This window comes from Leifsonia sp. 21MFCrub1.1 (assembly GCF_900107895.1).
Classification (GTDB): domain Bacteria; phylum Actinomycetota; class Actinomycetes; order Actinomycetales; family Microbacteriaceae; genus Leifsonia; species Leifsonia soli.
In genome coordinates, this window is record NZ_LT629867.1 from 25,066 (window position 1) to 42,492 (window position 17,427).

General features: G+C 67.9%; 16 protein-coding genes. 8 read left to right on the plus strand and 8 right to left on the minus strand.

The features are described 5' to 3' along the window. Positions 1 to 51: 51 nt before the first annotated feature. The 6 genes from BLW09_RS00135 to BLW09_RS00160 all read right to left on the minus strand — a co-directional run bounded on the left by BLW09_RS00135 (position 52) and on the right by BLW09_RS00160 (position 6,488). Complete coding sequence (locus BLW09_RS00135; RefSeq protein ID WP_089916451.1) at positions 52 to 444, minus strand: SRPBCC family protein; 393 nt, start codon at positions 442 to 444, stop codon at positions 52 to 54. A gap of 170 nt (positions 445 to 614) precedes the next feature. Beyond that, the gene (locus tag BLW09_RS00140; protein WP_089907028.1) at positions 615 to 1,637 is read right to left on the minus strand and encodes a LacI family DNA-binding transcriptional regulator; all 1,023 of its coding nucleotides are present in this window, start codon (positions 1,635 to 1,637) and stop codon (positions 615 to 617) included. A 27-nt stretch (positions 1,638 to 1,664) separates the two neighbouring features. Continuing rightward, the gene (locus tag BLW09_RS00145; protein WP_089907030.1) at positions 1,665 to 3,116 is read right to left on the minus strand and encodes a GH1 family beta-glucosidase; all 1,452 of its coding nucleotides are present in this window, start codon (positions 3,114 to 3,116) and stop codon (positions 1,665 to 1,667) included. Between the two features lie 2 nt (positions 3,117 to 3,118). Continuing rightward, positions 3,119 to 4,021, minus strand: coding sequence for a carbohydrate ABC transporter permease (locus tag BLW09_RS00150; protein ID WP_089907032.1), 903 nt, complete (start codon positions 4,019 to 4,021; stop codon positions 3,119 to 3,121). Further along, positions 4,018 to 5,097 (minus strand): carbohydrate ABC transporter permease, encoded by a 1,080-nt coding sequence (locus BLW09_RS00155; protein WP_089907034.1) that lies wholly within the window; start codon positions 5,095 to 5,097, stop codon positions 4,018 to 4,020. The genes BLW09_RS00150 and BLW09_RS00155 overlap by 4 nt, the downstream gene beginning before the upstream one ends. Before the next feature lie 68 nt (positions 5,098 to 5,165). Further along, positions 5,166 to 6,488 (minus strand): ABC transporter substrate-binding protein, encoded by a 1,323-nt coding sequence (locus BLW09_RS00160; RefSeq protein WP_089907036.1) that lies wholly within the window; start codon positions 6,486 to 6,488, stop codon positions 5,166 to 5,168. A gap of 266 nt (positions 6,489 to 6,754) precedes the next feature. Between BLW09_RS00160 and BLW09_RS00165 the strand changes: the two genes are divergently transcribed. The 5 genes from BLW09_RS00165 (at position 6,755) to BLW09_RS00185 (ending at position 10,366) form a co-directional block, all read left to right on the plus strand. Further along, complete coding sequence (locus tag BLW09_RS00165) at positions 6,755 to 7,045, plus strand: lactococcin 972 family bacteriocin (protein ID WP_157696848.1); 291 nt, start codon at positions 6,755 to 6,757, stop codon at positions 7,043 to 7,045. Between the two features lie 97 nt (positions 7,046 to 7,142). After that, entirely contained in the window at positions 7,143 to 7,676 is a 534-nt protein-coding gene (locus BLW09_RS00170) for a hypothetical protein (RefSeq protein WP_157696849.1), read from the plus strand. 139 nt (positions 7,677 to 7,815) lie between these two features. After that, complete coding sequence (locus BLW09_RS00175) at positions 7,816 to 8,697, plus strand: peptidoglycan-binding domain-containing protein (protein WP_157696850.1); 882 nt, start codon at positions 7,816 to 7,818, stop codon at positions 8,695 to 8,697. Next, positions 8,688 to 9,308, plus strand: coding sequence for an ABC transporter ATP-binding protein (locus BLW09_RS00180; RefSeq protein ID WP_089907046.1), 621 nt, complete (start codon positions 8,688 to 8,690; stop codon positions 9,306 to 9,308). Before BLW09_RS00175 ends, BLW09_RS00180 begins: the two co-directional genes overlap by 10 nt. A gap of 11 nt (positions 9,309 to 9,319) precedes the next feature. After that, positions 9,320 to 10,366 carry a hypothetical protein gene (locus tag BLW09_RS00185; RefSeq protein ID WP_089907048.1) on the plus strand — a complete coding sequence of 349 codons (1,047 nt, stop codon included), beginning with the start codon at positions 9,320 to 9,322 and terminating at the stop codon, positions 10,364 to 10,366. 50 nt (positions 10,367 to 10,416) lie between these two features. On the opposite strand, the gene BLW09_RS00190 is transcribed toward BLW09_RS00185, so the two are convergent. Then, a complete protein-coding gene (locus BLW09_RS00190) occupies positions 10,417 to 12,540 on the minus strand; it encodes an MDR family MFS transporter (protein ID WP_425484729.1) in 2,124 nt (707 codons plus the stop codon). Between the two features lie 364 nt (positions 12,541 to 12,904). On the opposite strand from BLW09_RS00190, the gene BLW09_RS00195 reads away from it, so the two are divergent. Then, a complete protein-coding gene (locus BLW09_RS00195; RefSeq protein WP_089907052.1) occupies positions 12,905 to 13,804 on the plus strand; it encodes a DUF1287 domain-containing protein in 900 nt (299 codons plus the stop codon). Between the two features lie 60 nt (positions 13,805 to 13,864). Then, positions 13,865 to 14,692, plus strand: a complete 828-nt coding sequence (locus BLW09_RS00200; RefSeq protein ID WP_231946956.1) for a M15 family metallopeptidase — start codon at positions 13,865 to 13,867, stop codon at positions 14,690 to 14,692. A gap of 51 nt (positions 14,693 to 14,743) precedes the next feature. Here BLW09_RS00200 and pgm read toward each other — a convergent pair whose 3' ends face one another. Then, positions 14,744 to 16,363, minus strand: coding sequence for a phosphoglucomutase (alpha-D-glucose-1,6-bisphosphate-dependent) (gene pgm, locus BLW09_RS00205; RefSeq protein WP_089907056.1), 1,620 nt, complete (start codon positions 16,361 to 16,363; stop codon positions 14,744 to 14,746). A gap of 57 nt (positions 16,364 to 16,420) precedes the next feature. Between pgm and pheA the strand changes: the two genes are divergently transcribed. After that, positions 16,421 to 17,422 (plus strand): prephenate dehydratase, encoded by a 1,002-nt coding sequence (gene pheA, locus BLW09_RS00210; protein WP_089907057.1) that lies wholly within the window; start codon positions 16,421 to 16,423, stop codon positions 17,420 to 17,422. The last annotated feature ends 5 nt before the right edge of the window (positions 17,423 to 17,427 follow it).

The following is a 17,427-nucleotide window of genomic DNA, read 5'->3' on the forward strand; positions in this document are numbered from 1 at the left end:
CCGACGTCGATGTCGTCGATCTCGAACCCGTCGAACATGGCGTGCGGTCGGTCAGGCCTTCTCGCGCAGGTTCTCGGCGATCTTCTGGAGCGACCCGTCGAGCGCCTGCTGCATCCCGTCGAACTCCTGCGTGGTGTGGATGGTGAGCTCGACGCCGTCGTCGGTGAGGCGCAGGGCGCCGTGGTAGTCGTGCGGTCCGGGAGCAGACCAGCGCACCTCGCGGGCGGCGTGATCGACGTCGAAGTTCGCTTCGGAGGTGACGGTCTCGTCGGTGCCGTCGTGGTCGGCGTCGACGTGGGCCGTCGTCTCCACTTTGCCGTCGGGCAGCTCGTGCGCCTCGGTCATCCGCGGGAAGTAGGCGGGCAGGTTCTCCGGGTCGGAGACGTAGTCGAAGTACTCGTCGGCGTCGCCGTCGAGCGGCCGCTTCGCAGTGTAGGTGGGCATGCCGCGACCGTACGCCCGCTCCGCCCCCTCTGCATCCCCTCCCCCCACCTTCGAGTCCATCCAGCCTCCCCGAGGTGCGACATCATGTCGCAACCCCCGCCGAGGTGCGACATGATGTCGCACCTCGGCGCAGATTGGGGCGACGACTCACGTCTCGCCGGCGGGGCGCGTCAGGTGCTCTGGCGGATGACGAGCTCGGTGGGGAGGAGGGTGACGCGGTCGACGTGCTCGCCCGCGAGGCGCCGCACGAGAACGCGGGCCATCGTCTCGCCGAGCGCGATGGACGGCTGGTGCACCGTCGTCAGCGGCGGCGTCGACATCAGGCCGAAGCTGTCGTCGTCATACCCGACCACCGCGATGTCGCCCGGGATGCTGAGCCCCGCTTCGTGGATAGCCGAGTACGCCCCGGCCGCCATCTGGTCGTTCGCGGCGAACAGGCCGTCGATCGGGCGGCCCTCCGCGAGCAGCCGCCGCATCGCCTCGGACCCCGACGCGGGCGAGAAGTCGCCGTACGCGACCAGCGTCGCATCGAGCCCGGCCGCATCCATCGCGCGCTTCCACCCGGTGTACCGGTCGAGGCCGGCCGGCATGTCCTGCGGGCCGGTGATGAGGGCGATGTTGCGGCGCCCGCGGTCGATGAGGTGCTGGGTGGCGACCTGCGCGCCCGCGACGTTGTCGACGTCCACGTAGTACGACAGGTGCTCGGTCTCGCTGACGGGGCGTCCGCCGAAGACGAGCGGGAGGGATGCGCCCAGCTGCGCGTAGGAGTGGTCGCCCGAGTGGTGCGAGACCACGAGCGCTCCGTCGACGTTGCCGCCCATCAGGTAGCGCCGGGTCTTGTCGGGGGTGGTCTCCGACGAGATCACCATGTTGAGCGTGTACTCCGTGTCGGCGAGGCTGAGCGCGACGCCCTGGACGATGGAGGCGAAGAACGGATCGGCGAACACCTTGGCCGTCGACTCCGGCACGACCAGCGCGACCACCTGCGTCCGCCGCGACGCCAGCGAGCGGGCGGCGCGGTTGGGCACGTAGTTGAGATCCGCGATCGCGCGCTCCACCGCGGCGACGACCTCGGCCGTCACCTTGGGCGACCCGTTGACGACGCGCGAAACGGTCGCGCGTGACACGCCGGCCCGCGCGGCCACCGCCTCCAGGGTCGGCACCGCCCCGCCCGTGATCTGCTCCGTCGTCATCGGGTCTCCTCGTCGCTCGCGTCCATGCTAGACGCGCGACGCGGCGACCTCCTCCGCTGCGCCCTCCGCGCGCGCTGCCGCGATGACCTGAGCGAACGCGCGCCCCGAGTCCTTGACCGTGCGCTCCTGCGTCTCGTAGTCGACGCGCACGATGCCGAACCGCTTGGCGTAGCCCCACGCCCACTCGAAATTGTCGAGCAGCGACCAGACGAAGTACCCGCGCACGTCGGCGCCCTCGTCGATGGCCCGGCCGACCGCGTCGATGTGCGCGAGGATGTATGCCTCGCGCTCGCTGTCGTGCACGCGGCCGTCGGCGGACACGACGTCCTCGTACGCGGCGCCGTTCTCGGTGATGTAGAGCGGCGGGAGGGTCGGGTAGTCGCGGGTGAGGCGCACCAGCAGTGCGCGCAGCCCGTCCGGGTTGACCTCCCAGCCCATCGCCGTCGTCGGCAGGTGCCGCGACGGGAAGGTCACGTACTCGCTGCCGACGAACGGCGACGAGGTCGGCCGTGACGTGGGAACGACCGGCGCTGGCTCGTCCGGGCCGAGCGGATGCCCGCTCACGTTGTCGTCGTGATAGTGGTTCACGCCGAGGAAGTCGAGCGGCTGGGCGATCGTGGCCAGGTCGCCGTCGTGCACGAGCTCCTCGAACCGGTGCTCGCGCACGTCCTCCAGCACGTCGGCCGGGTAGGAGCCGAGCAGCAGCGGTTCGAGGTACATCCGGTTCCAGAGGCCGTCGATGCGCCGTGCCGCCTCGCGGTCCACCGGGTCGGCGGGGTCGTTCGGCACGGCCGTCGTCAGGTTGAGCGTGATGCCGAGCTTCAGCTCATCGGCCTTCCCGCGCTCCCCGGCGCGGGAGCGGATGGCCGACGCGGCGAGCCCGTGAGCGAGGTGCTGGTGGTGCAGCGCTGCGAGCCCGGCGCGCGGCTCCTGCCTGCCCGGCGCGTGCTCTCCGCCCGCGTACCCGATCAGGGAGGAGCACAGCGGCTCGTTGAAAGTCGTCCAGTGGTCGACCCGATCGCCGAGCGCGTCGTACACGGCGACGGCGTAGTCGCGGAACCGGTACGCGGTGTCGCGCGCCGCCCAGCCGCCCTTCTCCTCGAGCGCTTGCGGCAGATCCCAGTGGTACAGCGTCAGCCACGGCAGGATGCCGGCGCCGAGCAGCTCGTCGACCAGCCGGTCGTAGAACGCGAGCCCGGACGGGTTGACCGCGCGGTCGCCCGGCTTCACCCGCGCCCAGGACGTCGAGAACCGGTAGGACTGCAACCCCAGGGAGGCCATGAGCGCCACGTCCTGCGGCATCCGGTGATAGTGGTCGACCGCCACCTCCGGGGTGTCGCCGCCGGCGATCGCCAGGGGAACGCGGGCGAAGGCATCCCAGATGGAGTCCTCCTTGCCGTCCTCGTGGGCGGCGCCCTCGATCTGGGCGGCGGCGGTGGCCGACCCCCAGAGGAAGCCGTCGGGCCAGGTGCGGTTCATTCTCAACCTTTCACCGCGCCCGCCATGATGCCGGAGACCAGCTGCCGGCCGGCGAGCACGAAGAGGATCAGCAGGGGGATGGTGGCGAGCACGGCTCCGGCGAGCACGATCGAGTAGTCGACGTACTTCGCCGACTGCAGCTGGCTCAGCGCCACCTGCAGCGTCGGGTTCTGCGGCGCGACGAGCAACGGCCAGAGGTAGTCCGTCCACGCGGTCATGAAGGTGAACAGGCCGAGGATGGCCATCGCGGGCCGGGCGGCCGGCACGCCGACGTGCCAGAAGGTGCGGATCATGTTCGCGCCGTCCACGCGGGCCGCCTCGATGAGCTCCTCCGGGATCACATCGACCAGGTACTGCCGCATGAAGAACACGCCGAACGCCGTCACCAGGGTCGGCACGATGACCGCGCCGAGGGTGCCCGTCCAGCCGAACTGCTTCATCACCATGAACAGCGGGATGATGCCCAGCTGGGTCGGCACGGCCAGCGTCCCGACCACGAAGACCATCAGGCCCTCCCGGCCGCGGAAGCGCAGCTTGGCGAACGCGTACCCGGCGAGTGTCGAGAATCCGACGACCGACAGGGTGATGACCGACGCGACGATGATCGAGTTGCCGAGCGCCAGCCAGAACGGCACGGTGTTCAGCACTTCGCCGACGTTGGTCCAGAACTGTCCGCCGGGCAGCAGGGGCGGCCAGGTCGAGGTGAGCACCGTGCTGTCGCTGGAGCCGGCGACGAACGACCACCACAGAGGGTAGGCGCCGCCGATGAACAGGGCGAGCAGGATCCCGTAGGTGAGGAATCCGGGCCGCCGGTCGATGCCGAGCGCCTTGCGCTTGGGGGCCCGTCCGGGTCGGGTCCCGGCGACGGGGCGGGTGGCGCGGGTGTCGCGGGCGGTGGCGGTCACAGGTTCTTCTCCTCGCTCGCTGCGGCCAGGGTGCGCGAGACCTGCAGTCGTCTGGCGGTCCGTCTCCGATGCAGCCGGTTCTCCGTGGAGGCGATCCGGCGCGAGATCAGGAAGTTGAGCACCCCGAACAGGACGATCAGGAGGAACAGCAGCCACGCGATCGCGGAGGCCTTGCCGAAGTTCTGGCGGTTGAACGCCATGTCCCAGAGGTAGAGGACGGTGGTCTGGTACTGCCGCTGGGGCCCGCCGGGGACGGCGCTCGACGGGTTGAACAGCTTCGGCTCCGTGAAGATCTGCAGTCCGCCGATGGTGGCCGTGATGATGACGAAGATCATCGTCGGGCGGATGCTCGGCAGCGTGATGGAGAAGAAGCGGCGGAACGACCCGGCGCCGTCGAGCGCGGCCGACTCGTGGATGTCGCGGGGGACCGCCTGCATGGCGGCCAGCAGGATGAGTGCGTTGTAGCCCGTCCAGCGCCAGTTCACCATGGAGGCGATGGCGACGTGCGACGGGAAGGTCTGGGTCTTCCACATCACCGGGTCGAGGCCGATGGCCTGCAGCATGTTGTTGATCAGGCCGTATTTCTCGTCGAACGCGCTCGAGAAGATGAGGGTCACCGCGACCGGCGTGACGACGTAGGGGAGCAGCACGCTCATCCGCCAGAAGGTCTTGGCGCGGATGTTCTGGTCGAGGATCGCCGCGATGAACACGGCGGCGATGAGCTGCGGGATGGCGGAGAGCAGGAAGATGCTGACCGTGTTGAACAGCGAGTTCCAGAAGAACGGATCGCTCAGCTCCGCCGCGTAGTTCTTGAAGCCGACCCATTCGCCTGGCCCGGTGAGCAGGTTCCAGTTGTTGAGCGAGACGACGAACGTGTAGACGAGCGGGAAGAGCCCGACCAGGCCGAAGAGGATGAAGAAGGGCGCGATGTAGAAGTACGGCGACGCCTTCACGTCGAAGCGGCTGAGACGCTGCCGGAAGCTGAGGTCGGCGCGCGGCGAGCGGCCGCGGCGCGGTGGGGCGGCGGGAGCGGTGGCGCCGGCGTCGTCCCGGGTGGTGGTGGCGGTGGTGGTCATGGCGGTTCTCCCCGTGGTGCGGGCCCCCGCCGCCGGTGCGGCGGCGGGGGCCCTCGTGTGGTTTCGGGTTATTTGTTGACGACCAGCTGGTTGAGCAGCTTCATGGCGTTGCTCCACGCCTGGTCGCCGTTCGCCTTGCCGGAGTCGAGCTCCTGGACGGACGGCCCGAAGACCTGCGACTGGATGACGGAGTCGTCCGGTCCCTTGTACTGGGCGACGACGCCCTTGGCGCGCTCCCCGAGGATCTGGCCGATGGGCGCGTTGTTGAAGAACTTCGTCAGGTCGCTCTCACCCGTGACGCCCGCGTCGGTCTGGGCGGCGGTCACCGACGGGAAGGTCCCGGCGGCCTGGAAGGTCTGCACCTGCGACTTGGCGGTGGTCAGCCACGCCGCGAGGGCCGCGGCCTCCTTCGGGTGCTTCGACTGCTTCGGGACCGTCAGGAACGATCCGCCCCAGTTGGCCGCACCGCCCGGGAACACGTTGGCGAAGTCCCAGCCGCTGGTGGCGTCTCCGCCGCCGGCCTTGACCTGGCCCTGCACGACCCCGAGCATCCAGCCCGGGCAGACGAACGTGGCGAAGGAGCCGTCGGTGAAGGCCTTGCCCTTGCCCCAGTCCCACTGGGTCTGGTTGGAGGAGAGACCGCCCGCAGCGCCCGCAGCGAGCTTGGACCACAGCGCCTTGAGGTCGCTGTTGTTCTCGATGTTGAGCTTGCCGTCCTTCGTGTAGTAGCCCTCCTCCTGCTGGTTCACCATGGCGTTCCAGATGAAGCCGGACTGGTCGTACCAGGGCTTGCCGGTGGCGGCGTGGTACTGCTCGCCGACCGTGAAGTAGTCGTCCCAGGTGGCGTTCTCGCCGCCGAACAGCTTGGCGACGGACTCGCGGTCGCTGGGCAGGCCGGCCGCGGCGAAGAGCTTGCCGTTGTAGCAGAGGCCCTCCGGTCCGATGTCGGTGCCGTAGCCGATGATGCGGCCGCTCTTGTCGGTGGCCTGCTTCAGCTTCCAGTCGACCCAGCGGTCCTTGATGTCGTTCGCGCCGTAGTCCTTCAGGTCGTTGAACTGGTCGGAGACCTGCATGACTTTGCTGAGCCAGCCCTCTTCGACGGCCTGGACGTCCGGGAGGCCGCTTCCTGCCGCCTGCTTGGTCTGCCAGTCGGTGAGCGCGTTGTCGCCGGTGTCGATGTTGGTGGCCTTGATCTTGATGCCGGGGTGCTCCTTCTCGTACTGCGAGTAGAGCTTGTCGAAGCCCATCGTGCCGAACGTGGTGACGGTCAGCGTGACGGGGTCCGAGCTGGATCCGCTGCCTCCGCTCGATGAGCATCCGGCTGCGATGAGGGCGAAGGATGCTGCGCCGGCGACGGCCGCGGCGATCCTGGTGCGTCGTGAAAGCTTCACGGTTCACTCCTTTGTGCGTGTGTCTTGTGTGCGCCTGGTGCGCGCTGAGAGCGCTCTCATAACGAAGGCGTGAGAGCGCTCTCACGCGTTTGGAGAGACTTTAAGACGGTCCGCACGCCGTTGTCAAGTCCTTCGTGGTCGCGCTCTCATCCGCGAGATTCCCGTCATAATTGCCTTTCCGCATCTTAAATTAAAGCAAGTATTTGTGTTTGTCATAGACTGCAGCCACCGCGGCACTTCTTCCGCGGGTCAGCATGAGGAGGATCATGAAGAAGATCACCAAGGTGGTCGCGACGGCTGCTGCAACGATCGTGTTGCTGAGCTTCGGCGTCACGACCGCAAACGCGACCACCGCGTATCCGGAAGGCGGGACGTGGAACTACGGCGTCAGCGGTAGCTACACGACATCGGACTACTACCACGGCTCACGGACGCACAAGTCGACTGCTGTGGGAGCGACTACGTCCATCACGGCGTGGACTTCGCCAGGCGTGTGGGCGCGCGCGAAAGCCATCTCGGCGCTCGGCGGAAACAAGGCCTACTACGACGTGAAGTGAGAGCGGAGGTGTCGCGTGGCAGCGCGACACCTCCTCTTCACGCAGCGGAGCTACTCACATGCGCAAAGACAGGTCCCTCCTACCGGTCATCTCGGCTATGACTCTTCTCGCTCTTTCTGGGTGCAGCGCCGGCGGCGAGGGTGCGCTCGCGAAACGATCGACATCGCCCGGGTCATGGTCAGAGGAGGTGCAGCAGGCTTATGACAAGGCGACCGACGCCGCCATCAAGCAAACTCTCCGAGATGGTCGCATCAGTGACCAGGAGTACTCGGAGATGAAACAGCGGTATTCGGACTGCCTCAAAGGGGGCGGGATCACTCTGAAGAGGTACGACTTCGAAGGAAGCGAGTACGTCCCGCCCACGTCCATGTCGAGCGATGAGGCACACGATATCGAATCGCGATGCTCGGACCAGTCCGGCGAGTATCCGATCTCCTATTTCTACGTGCAGATGCGGGCGAATCCGACTCACTCGAACCTGGCCCAGGCGGTCGTCGATTGCTTCAAGCGCAGGGGCCTGGTCGGGCCCGGCTACGGGCTGAAGGATTATCAGGCGGGTGACCTGCCGACATCGAATGACAAGGCGGTCGCGGCGTGCTCCACCGACCCGAACGGCCTCCTCGGTGGCTAGACGATCTATCCGAAATGCTGTCGGGTGGGTGGCCGTTCTCGTGGCCCTCGCGGCTTGCTCCGGAGCCGCAGTAGCGGCAGCCCTACTGAGTGCACCGCCCGACGACCTCAAAGCCGCGTCCAAGACCTCCGAGGCTCCAGTGGGCAACGACAAATTTGATGACTCACGACCTATTCAACTCTCGGTGAAGGCGGCGACCCCATCCCACCTGTTCGCCCCAGCCGGCGGCAGGGTCACCGCGTTCGAATGTGAGCAAGGCGCCGCCATGACATCCGGCGACACGCCGCTCTCTATCGACGGAAATCCAAAGCTTGCGCTCGCGACTGCGGTTCCGCTCTGGCGCGACTTGGCACTGAGAGCACAAGGAGATGACGTCAAAGCGGTGCAACAGGAGCTGATCCGGCTTGGGCACCCGGTCGGAGCCGACGGTCGGCTCGGGGCGCAGACGCTGGCCGCGCTTAAGAGCGTGCTCACGAGGGTCGGTGTCACGGTCGAAGGGGATGTGGTTCCGGTCAGCTCATTCGTGTGGCTCCCTGAGGCGTCTGCGACGATATCGACGTGTGACGTGTCCGTTGGCGCTGAGATCGCGTCCGCAGCGTCCCTGGCTACATTCGCGAGCGCATCCCCGAAAGTCACGGTGGTCGCGCTTCCCACCGATCTCGTGTCGGGTCCCCGCGTCGTCCAGATCGGATCATCAAGATACCCGCTGCGCGACGACGGCGAGGTGACCGTGCCAGACGTCACATCGCTCGGGGGACAAGCCGCGTCCGAAGATTCGAGCACAGCAGGCAAGCCGATCGACGCGCAGATCCTCCTCGCTACGCCCATCGACGTTCGGGTCGTCCCGCCGAGTTCCGTCTATGACATCGCGGGGTCAAGCGGTTGCGTCGCCTCGGGTCGCGCGACGTACCGCGTCCGCCTGGTCGGTTCGCAGCTTGGTCAGTCTTTGGTGGACTTCGGAGACACGCATGGCCCTCATCACGTCGATGTGCCCCCACGAAATCGCAAACCATGCGCGTGACCCTGTCAGAACTCGGTCACCGGTTCCCGGGCGGACCGTGGCTGTTTCGGCATCTGGAGATAGCGCTCGAGCCGGGGCGTGTGTACTCGCTGACCGGGCCCTCCGGTACCGGCAAGAGCACCTTGCTCGCCCTGATGGCTGGCTGGCTTACGCCAGCGGAAGGAACTGTGGACAAACCGGCCGACGTGCGTATCGTTTGGGTGTTCCAGAACCCGCATGGCACACCCCATCGCTCGGCGCGCGATCATATCGCCCTCCCCTACCTCGCGAAGGGACATTCGCCCAGCGAGGCAGACGCCCAAGCAGACGTAATGCTCGATCTCTTCGACTTGCGGGACGTCGGCGAGAGACCGTTCCGCGAGTTGTCAGGAGGGGAGGCGCAACGGCTGATGCTCGCCAGAGGGCATGCCGCCGAGCCAGACCTTTTCCTGATCGACGAGCCGACGGCGCAACTCGACCGGCAGACTGCAACGACGGTCAACGCGTGCATCGGTGCTCTTGCGAAGACATCAGCGATCGTCGTCGTTGCCACGCATGATGACGACACGCGTGACGCGTGCACGCATCACATCCGCCTTGAGAGGCGCGCCGATATCCGGAGTGGCGGGTGAGGCTACGATCTGTGCTCCGCGAGGTGTGGCGAGACCTCGTCACGGGGACGGCGCGGGCTCGAGGATTTGCCATAGCGGCCGCGATCATTATGGTGTTGGCGGCTACCGCCGAACTGATGTCGATTCAGCAGCTTGCCGAACAAGCTCAAGAGTTCGACCGAAGCGGTGCGTCCATCTCGATTGTGGAGGACAAAGCGAAGATCGATGGTGGGCGCTGCGACGACCTCGCCCGACTTCCCGACGTCCGTGCCGCCGGCGCCATCCGGGCTACCACCGAGACGATCAAGCCGACGGTCCTCCCTAGCGCCCCACTTCCCCTTTTCGACGCTTCGCCGGGGTATGCGGCCGTGATCGGCTCGGACCCGCGAACTGCGGGTGTCCTGTTGGGGGCGGAAGCCTCGGAGGCACTCGGCATCTCTGAAACCGGAATGATCTCGGCAACGAGTGGGAGCGTTCCGGTCGCCGGCACGTATGCCTACCCGGATGATGGACGACGGCCAGGGTTCTCGTACGCCGCCATCGCCCCCGGCAACTCAGACGCCCCGTTTGACGAATGCTGGGTTCACACGTGGCCGGTGAAGGATGTCACCTCGGCACTGCTCGGGACAGTGAGGGCCGGCGGCCCCGAATCGGATCAGCCGAAGATCTCGCAGTTGAACACCACCCACGGGGAGTCATTCGATGGAGAAGCACTGTTCGACAGCCGCCTGACGCGGTTCAGCGGAGCCCTCACGGCGACGGCGGGATTCGTTCTGGGTCTGATGAGCGTGCGCGTCAGGAAGCTGTCACTTGCCTCCGCCCTACATGCTGGCGTCTCCAAGCGCGCGCTCTTCGGAATCGCCATGATGGAGACCGCGGTGTGGTCGGCGGGTTCAATGATGTTTGGACTGGCGATCATCGAGTTGATCGCCGCGGCTGTCGTTGGTGGAGAGGCGAACGTGTTCCTGGCCGGATTGTTCGCTGCCTTGCCGTTGCTGCCTGCTGCACTCGCTGGAGTGTGGATCGGTGTCGCGACGATCAAGGAAGACCATCTGTTCGACTATTTCAAATCGCGCTGACGACGGCCGCCGCCTCCGGGGAGGCGACGGCCGTCGTCAGCGGGAAGGCGTCAGTCGGTCGCCGGCCGCGGCCGCTGGGCCCTGGTCGACGCAGTGTCAGCGCCGGGCTCCACCAGCGCACCGAACTCGTTGGCTGCGCGCGTGGCGAGGACCCCGGTGTCGTACTCCTCGTCGTCGTCCTCCGACAGCGACGCGTACGCCCCGACCGGCTCGCGCTCGGCCGCCTTCGCGGCGTCCGCGGCCGCGGCGTCGTCCGCGGCCTCCTGCAGGGCCGACTTGGCGCGCAGCGGCGGCGTCTTGAAGAACAGCGACAGGATGAACGCGATCAGCACCACGAACATCGCGACCCAGTAGACCTGCACCGCCGAGGCGTTGAAGCCCACCAGGAACGGCTTGGAGAGCCGCGGGTCCGCCCCGTTCAGGAACGAGGTGTCGTTGGTCGCCGCGCTGTCGCTCGACGAGGTCTGCTTCTTCAGCGTGTCCTGGATGTTCGGGACGATGGAGTCCACGAACTGCGACCGGGCGGCGGGATCCGAGAAGTCGAGCGTGACGGTGCCGTCGGGCGCGACCTTCGCGTACGGAGCCTGCTGCTCGATCGCCGCGCCCGCTTTCGCGTTCGCGGTCGCGACCGCCTGCGCTTCGGCAGCCGGCTGCGCCGCCGCGGGGATGGCGCCCGACGCGACGCCTGCGGCGACGGCCGCCTTGGCGGCATCCTGCGCCTTGGTCACGTTCGCCTGGAGCGCGGACTGCGCGGCCTTCGTCGACTCGTCGACGATCTTCGTGTAGCTCTGCTCCATGATCTGCTTGTTCTCGGGAGCGCTCGCCACCGACGGCGTGAACGCCGCATCCAGGGCGGCGGTCAGGGTGGGGGTGTCCGTCAGCGATGCCTTGATGTTCGTCGGGAAGACCGTGAACAGAAGCGAGAGCAGCACGGCCGTGCCGAGCGTTCCACCGATCTGGCGGAAGAACGTCGATGCGCTGGTCGCCACACCCATGTCGCGCAGGCCGACCGAGTTCTGGCTGGCGATGGTCAGCGTCTGCATCAGCTGGCCGAGGCCCAGGCCGATGAGCAGCATCGCGCCCGCGATGAACCAGTACGAATCGTCGTACTTCACGAACGTCAGGTAGAAGAACCCGCCGGCGAGCATCGCCGTCCCGATGATCGGGAACTGCCGGTAGTGGCCCGTCCGCGCGATGATCTGGCCGGACACGATGGACGACACCATCAGCCCGAGGATCATCGGCAGCAGCTGCAGGCCCGACTCGGTGGGGGTGGAGCCCAGGACGATCTGCAGGTAGAGCGGCAGCGTCAGCATGGCGCCGAACATCCCGAAACCGACCAGGACGCCGATGATCGTCGCCATCGAGAAGGTGCTCGAGCGGAACAGCTTGATCGGGATGAGCGCGTCGTCCTTCATCGCGATCTCGATGAGGATGAACGCGACGATGCCGATCGCGCCGATCACGTAGCAGGCGATGGATGCCGGGCTGTCCCAGCCCCACTCGCGGCCCTGCTCGGCCACCAGCAGCAGCGGCACGAGGGCGACGATGACGCCCGCAGCACCCCACCAGTCGATCCGGGCGGAGCCGCGGGACCGCTTGGGCAGGTGGAGGAACCGCAGCACCATCGCAAGTGCGGCGAGGCCGATCGGCACGTTGATCAGGAAGACCCAGCGCCACCCGGCGATCCAGAGGATCTGGTCCGCGCCGGCGAACAGGCCGCCGACCAGCGGGCCGATCAGGCTCGAGATGCCGAAGACGGCGAGGAAGTAGCCCTGGTACTTGGCGCGCTCGCGGGGGGCGAGCATGTCGCCCATGATCGCCAGCGGCATCGACATCAGACCGCCGGCGCCGAGACCCTGGATGGCGCGGAAGGCGGCGAGCTCGAGCATCGAGGTCGAGAAGGAGGCGAGGATTGATCCGACGATGAAGATGACGATCGCGATGATGAACAGCGGACGCCGGCCGAAGATGTCGGAGAGCTTGCCGTAGATCGGCGTGGAGATCGTCGAGAGGATCAGGTAGCCGGTGGTGACCCAGGCCTGCTGGCTCAGGCCGTGCAGGTCGTCGCCGATGGTGCGGATGGCGGTGCCGACGACGGTCTGGTCGAGGGCCGAGAGGAACATGCCGGCCATCAGGCCGAAGATCACGAAGAGGATCTCGCGATGCGACATGATCGGTTTGGGCGCGGCATTCGCCGCCATGGTCTGACTGGACATCAATCTCCGTGTCGAGAGTCGGGTGGGGGACGGCCGGCACGCGGGACGTCACACCGGTGTGGGGCAAGAGAAATTTTGCGGAGACTGCAAAGTTACACCCGCTACCTCGATACTCACAACGCACCGGGGGGTATGCGGCGATCCCCCGTTCGCCAGCGGCGAACAGCCCGGAGCGACCGCCGTGAGATCCGCGGGAAACCGCGTCGTCCCTGTGGGGGAAAACGAACGAAACTGGCCCCCATCCAGGTCACGCATATGTACGAGGCGTACGTTGAAAATGCCGACCCCCATCCCCCTTCGAAATCGCCTCGAAAGTTCTATGAGATCTCTCAGCCGTCCCCGCCGCGTCCTCGCCGCCGCAGCTGTCGCCGCCTCCGCCGCGCTCGTCTTCACGGCCTGCGCCGGTGAACCGTCTCCCATCACCAAGGCGGTCGCACAGGCGGCCGCGCCAACGCCGTCCCCCTCGGCGACCGTCGTGTCGTCCGTCCAGCCGGCCGCGGGAAGCGTCTCCGGCGGCACCGTGACACTGACGGGCACGAACCTCGAGAAGGTCGCCGCCGTGCAGGTCGGCGGTCAGCCGGCCACCGTCACCCAGGCGACCGACGACAAGGTCGTCGTGAGCGTGCCCGCCGCGGCCAACTTCCAGGCGGGCAGCGTCCCCATCACGGTCACCGACAAGACCGGAAAGCCGGTCACGACCTCGGCCGCGACGTACGACTACCAGGTGCAGACGCCGGTCGACAAGCAGCTCGCATACGCGCTCACGTACTGGAAGAACTACAACACCGCCGAATACGGCGACCTCAACCCGGTGGGCGGCGACTGCGCGAACTTCGTCAGCCAGACGCTCATCGCCCGCGGCTGGCAGATGAACAGCGACTGGTACAACCACGATGCCGCCGCCGACTGGAGCCCGGCGTGGGGATACGTCCCCGCCATGGACAACTACTTCCGCGAGAATGCGGCGCAGCTCGGCCTCACCGAGTACTCGTTCGACCAGCGCGACAAGATCAAGGTCGGCGACATCGTCATGTTCGACTGGAACGACAACAACTCGCTCGACCACGTGCAGATCGTCTCCGCCGTGCAGAACGTGAACGGCCAGATCAAGATCAAGATGGTCGGGCACAACGAGGACAGCGACTACCGCGACCTCGACGAGGCCATCACGGTCGACCACCCGGGCGGCATCGGCCACTTCTGGAGCCTCTCCAAGTAACGGGCGCCATTCCGGTCATGACCGCCTGAGCGTGTCACGCGCGTGAGCTATGCTCATCGCGTGACTCAGGGGGGTGCCCGCGCGGGGCGGGCGAAGATGAGGCGCGCCGCCGTGATCGGCGGAGCGCTCGTCGCGATGCTCGTGCTGTCGGGGTGCGCTTCCGGCCCGATCGTCGCGGCCGGCGCGACGCACCGACCGACGCCCCACCGCTCCGCTCCGTCGCCGCGTCCTCCGCGCCCGACGCCGTCCCTCTCTCCCACGCCGATCCCGGTCGCCTTCGACAAGGCGGCCGAGTCGACCGACGATCCGGCGAGCCCGTGGGTCGTGGTGAACAAGCCGCGCGGCCTGAGCCCGGTGGACTACGCCCCGGCCGACCTCGTCTACCCCGATGTGCCCAACATCAACGACCAGCCGATGCGGCAGGAGACGGCCGCTGCGGTCGTGGCCATGTTCCAGGCGGCGAGGTCGGAGGCGGGGCTGAGCCTCTCCATCCAGAGCGCCTACCGCTCGTTCGCGTCGCAGACGCGCGTCTACGACGACGATGTCGCCAGGAACGGCCAGGCCTACGCGGACACCGACACCGCCCGCCCCGGACACAGTGAGCACCAGACCGGGCTCGCGGTCGACATCAGCGCCGTTCCGGCCCACTGCTCGCTCGACGCCTGTTTCGGCGAGACGGATCAGGGGCGCTGGCTGGCGGCGAACGCCTGGCGCTTCGGGTTCATCCTGCGCTACCCGGCCGACAAGGTCGCCGTCACGGGCTTCACCTACGAACCGTGGCACTTCCGCTACGTCGGCGTGCTGCTGTCGACCGAACTGCACACCACCGGAGTGACCACCCTGGAGGAGTTCTTCGGCCTCCCCGGCGGCGAGACCTACCCCGGCTGACGCTCCCTGTCTCTCCGTCAGAGATCCTGATGTCTCCGACGCGAGCCCGGTTCAGCCGCCGAGCGCGTCCCCGACGATCCGCTTGGCCTCGTCCTGCACCTCGCGCAGGTCGTCTTCGCCCACGAACGACTCGGCGTAGATCTTGTAGACGTTCTCCGTGCCGGAGGGCCGTGCGGCGAACCACGCGGTCTCCGTCTGCACCTTCACGCCGCCGAGCGGAGCGTCGTTGCCCGGCGCGCGGCTCAGCTTCGCCGTGATCGGGTTGCCGGCGAGCTCGGTCGCGGTGATCGCGTCGCCGTCGAGCTTCGAGAGCGCGGCCTTCTGCTCGGGCGTGGCCGGCGCATCCACGCGCTGGTACACCGGGTCGCCGAAGCGCTCGGTCAGCTCGCGGTACAGCTGCGACGGGGACTTGCCCGTCACCGCGCGGATCTCGCTGGCGAGCAGGGCCAGCAGGATGCCGTCCTTGTCCGTCGTCCACGCCGTCCCGTCGAAGCGGAGGAACGACGCGCCCGCACTCTCCTCGCCGCCGAAGCCGACCGTCCCGTCGATGAGGCCGGGCACGAACCACTTGAACCCGACCGGCACCTCCCACAGCCGCCGGCCCAGCGAGTCGGCGACCCGGTCGATGATGGACGACGACACGAGGGTCTTGCCGACCGCGGCATCCTTCCGCCACTCGGTGCGCGTGCGGAACAGATAGTCGATCGCGACCGCGAGGTAGTGGTTCGGGTTCATCAGGCCGCCGTCGGGCGTCACGATGCCGTGGCGGTCGGCGTCCGCGTCGTTGCCGGTGAGGATGTCGAAGTCGGCGCGGCGGGCGACGACCGAGGCCATCGCGGAGGGGCTGGACGGGTCCATCCGGATCTTGCCGTCCCAGTCCAGGGTCATGAATCCCCAGGTCGGGTCGACCTCCGGGTTCACCACCGTCAGGTCGAGGTCGTAGCGTTCGGCGATCGCCTGCCAGTAGTTGACGCTCGCGCCGCCGAGGGGGTCCGCACCGATGCGGATGCCGCTGTCGCGGATCGCCTTCACGTCGATGATGTTCTCGAGGTCGTCCACGTAGTGGCCGCGGAAGTCGTACGTCTCGACGCCGGACGGCTCCGCCATCCGCACCTCGGTCATGCCGTTCGCGATGATCTCGTTGGCGCGCTTCGCGATCCAGCTGGTCGCGTCCGTGTCGGCCGGGCCGCCGTGCGGCGGGTTGTACTTGAAGCCGCCGTCCGACGGCGGGTTGTGGCTCGGGGTGACGACGATGCCGTCGGCCTGGTCGTCATGCCCGGCGCGGTTGTAGCGGATGATCGCGTGCGAGACGGCGGGCGTCGGCACCCAGTCGTCGAACTCGTCCACCAGCACGCGCACCTCGTTGCCGACGAGCACGGCGAGGGCGGTGGTCGTCGCGAACTCGCTCAGCAGGTGGGTGTCCGCACCGATGAACAGCGGGCCGGTGATGCCCTGGCTGTTGCGGTACTCCACGATCGCCTGGGTGGTGGCGGCGATGTGGTCCTCGTTGAACGCCGTGTTCAGCGACGAGCCGCGATGGCCCGACGTGCCGAACACCACGCGCTGCTCCGGGATGCTCACGTCCGGCTTCAGCTCGTAGTACGCGCGCCGCAGGGCGTCGACGTCGATCAGGTCGGAAGGCTGGGCGGGGGTGCCGGCTCGTTCGTCCATGGTCACTACTCTTCCACGGCCGGGGAGCCACGCCAACGGCTCGGTAAGCTGAGCGGCATGTCCTCCGCCCCCGACAGCGCCCCTGCGGAGCTGCCCGCCTCCCTCGACGACGTCTACAGCTTCCTCGGACCGTCCGGCACGTTCACGGAGGCGGCGCTCAAGCAGGTCCCCGAGGCGCGCGGCAAGCGGTGGAGGGCGGTCAACAACCTCGGCGAGGCGCTGGCGGACGTGGTGGAGGGGCGCAGCGTCGCCGCCATGATCGCCATCGAGAACTCGATCGAGGGCGGGGTGTCCGTGGCGCAGGACGCGCTGGCCACCATCCCGGGCCTGCGCATCATCGGCGAGTACCTCGTCCCGGTGAACTTCGTCCTCGTGGCGCGCCCCGGGACGACGCTCGCCGACGTGCGCACCGTGAACGCGCATCCCGTCGCCTACGCCCAGTGCCACCAGTGGCTCGACCGCCACCTGCCCGACCACGGGCACCTGCCGGCGTCGAGCAACGTCGCCGCGGCCGCCTCGCTCTTCGAGGGCAGCGCGGCGGATGCCGCGGTCGCCCCGCCCGGGATCGTCGACCATCACGATGTGGTCGTGCTCGCCGACAACATCGGCGACAACCCGAATGCGGTCACGCGCTTCGTCCTCGTCAGCACGACCCGCAGCGTGCCCGAGCCGACCGGGGCCGACAAGACCAGCCTGATCGCCGAGCTCCCCGACGACCGGCCCGGCAGCCTCCTCGACCTGCTCGAGCAGTTCTCGACCAGGGGGATCAACCTGAGCCTCATCGAGTCGCGCCCGATCGGCGACGCGCTCGGTCGCTACCGGTTCGTCATCGACGCGGACGGCCACATCGCGGACGAGCGCGTCGCCGACGCGCTCCTCGGTCTCCGGCGGTTCAGCCCGTCGGTGATGTTCCTCGGCTCCTACCCGCGCGCCGACGGCCAGCGGGTGGAGTTCGACCAGCGCTACCGCGACGAGGTCTTCACCGAGGCGCGCACCTGGCTGGCCTCCCTGACCGAGGAGGAGCGGCCGGCAGGCGCGCAGGACGGCGCGTCGGCGTAGGCTGC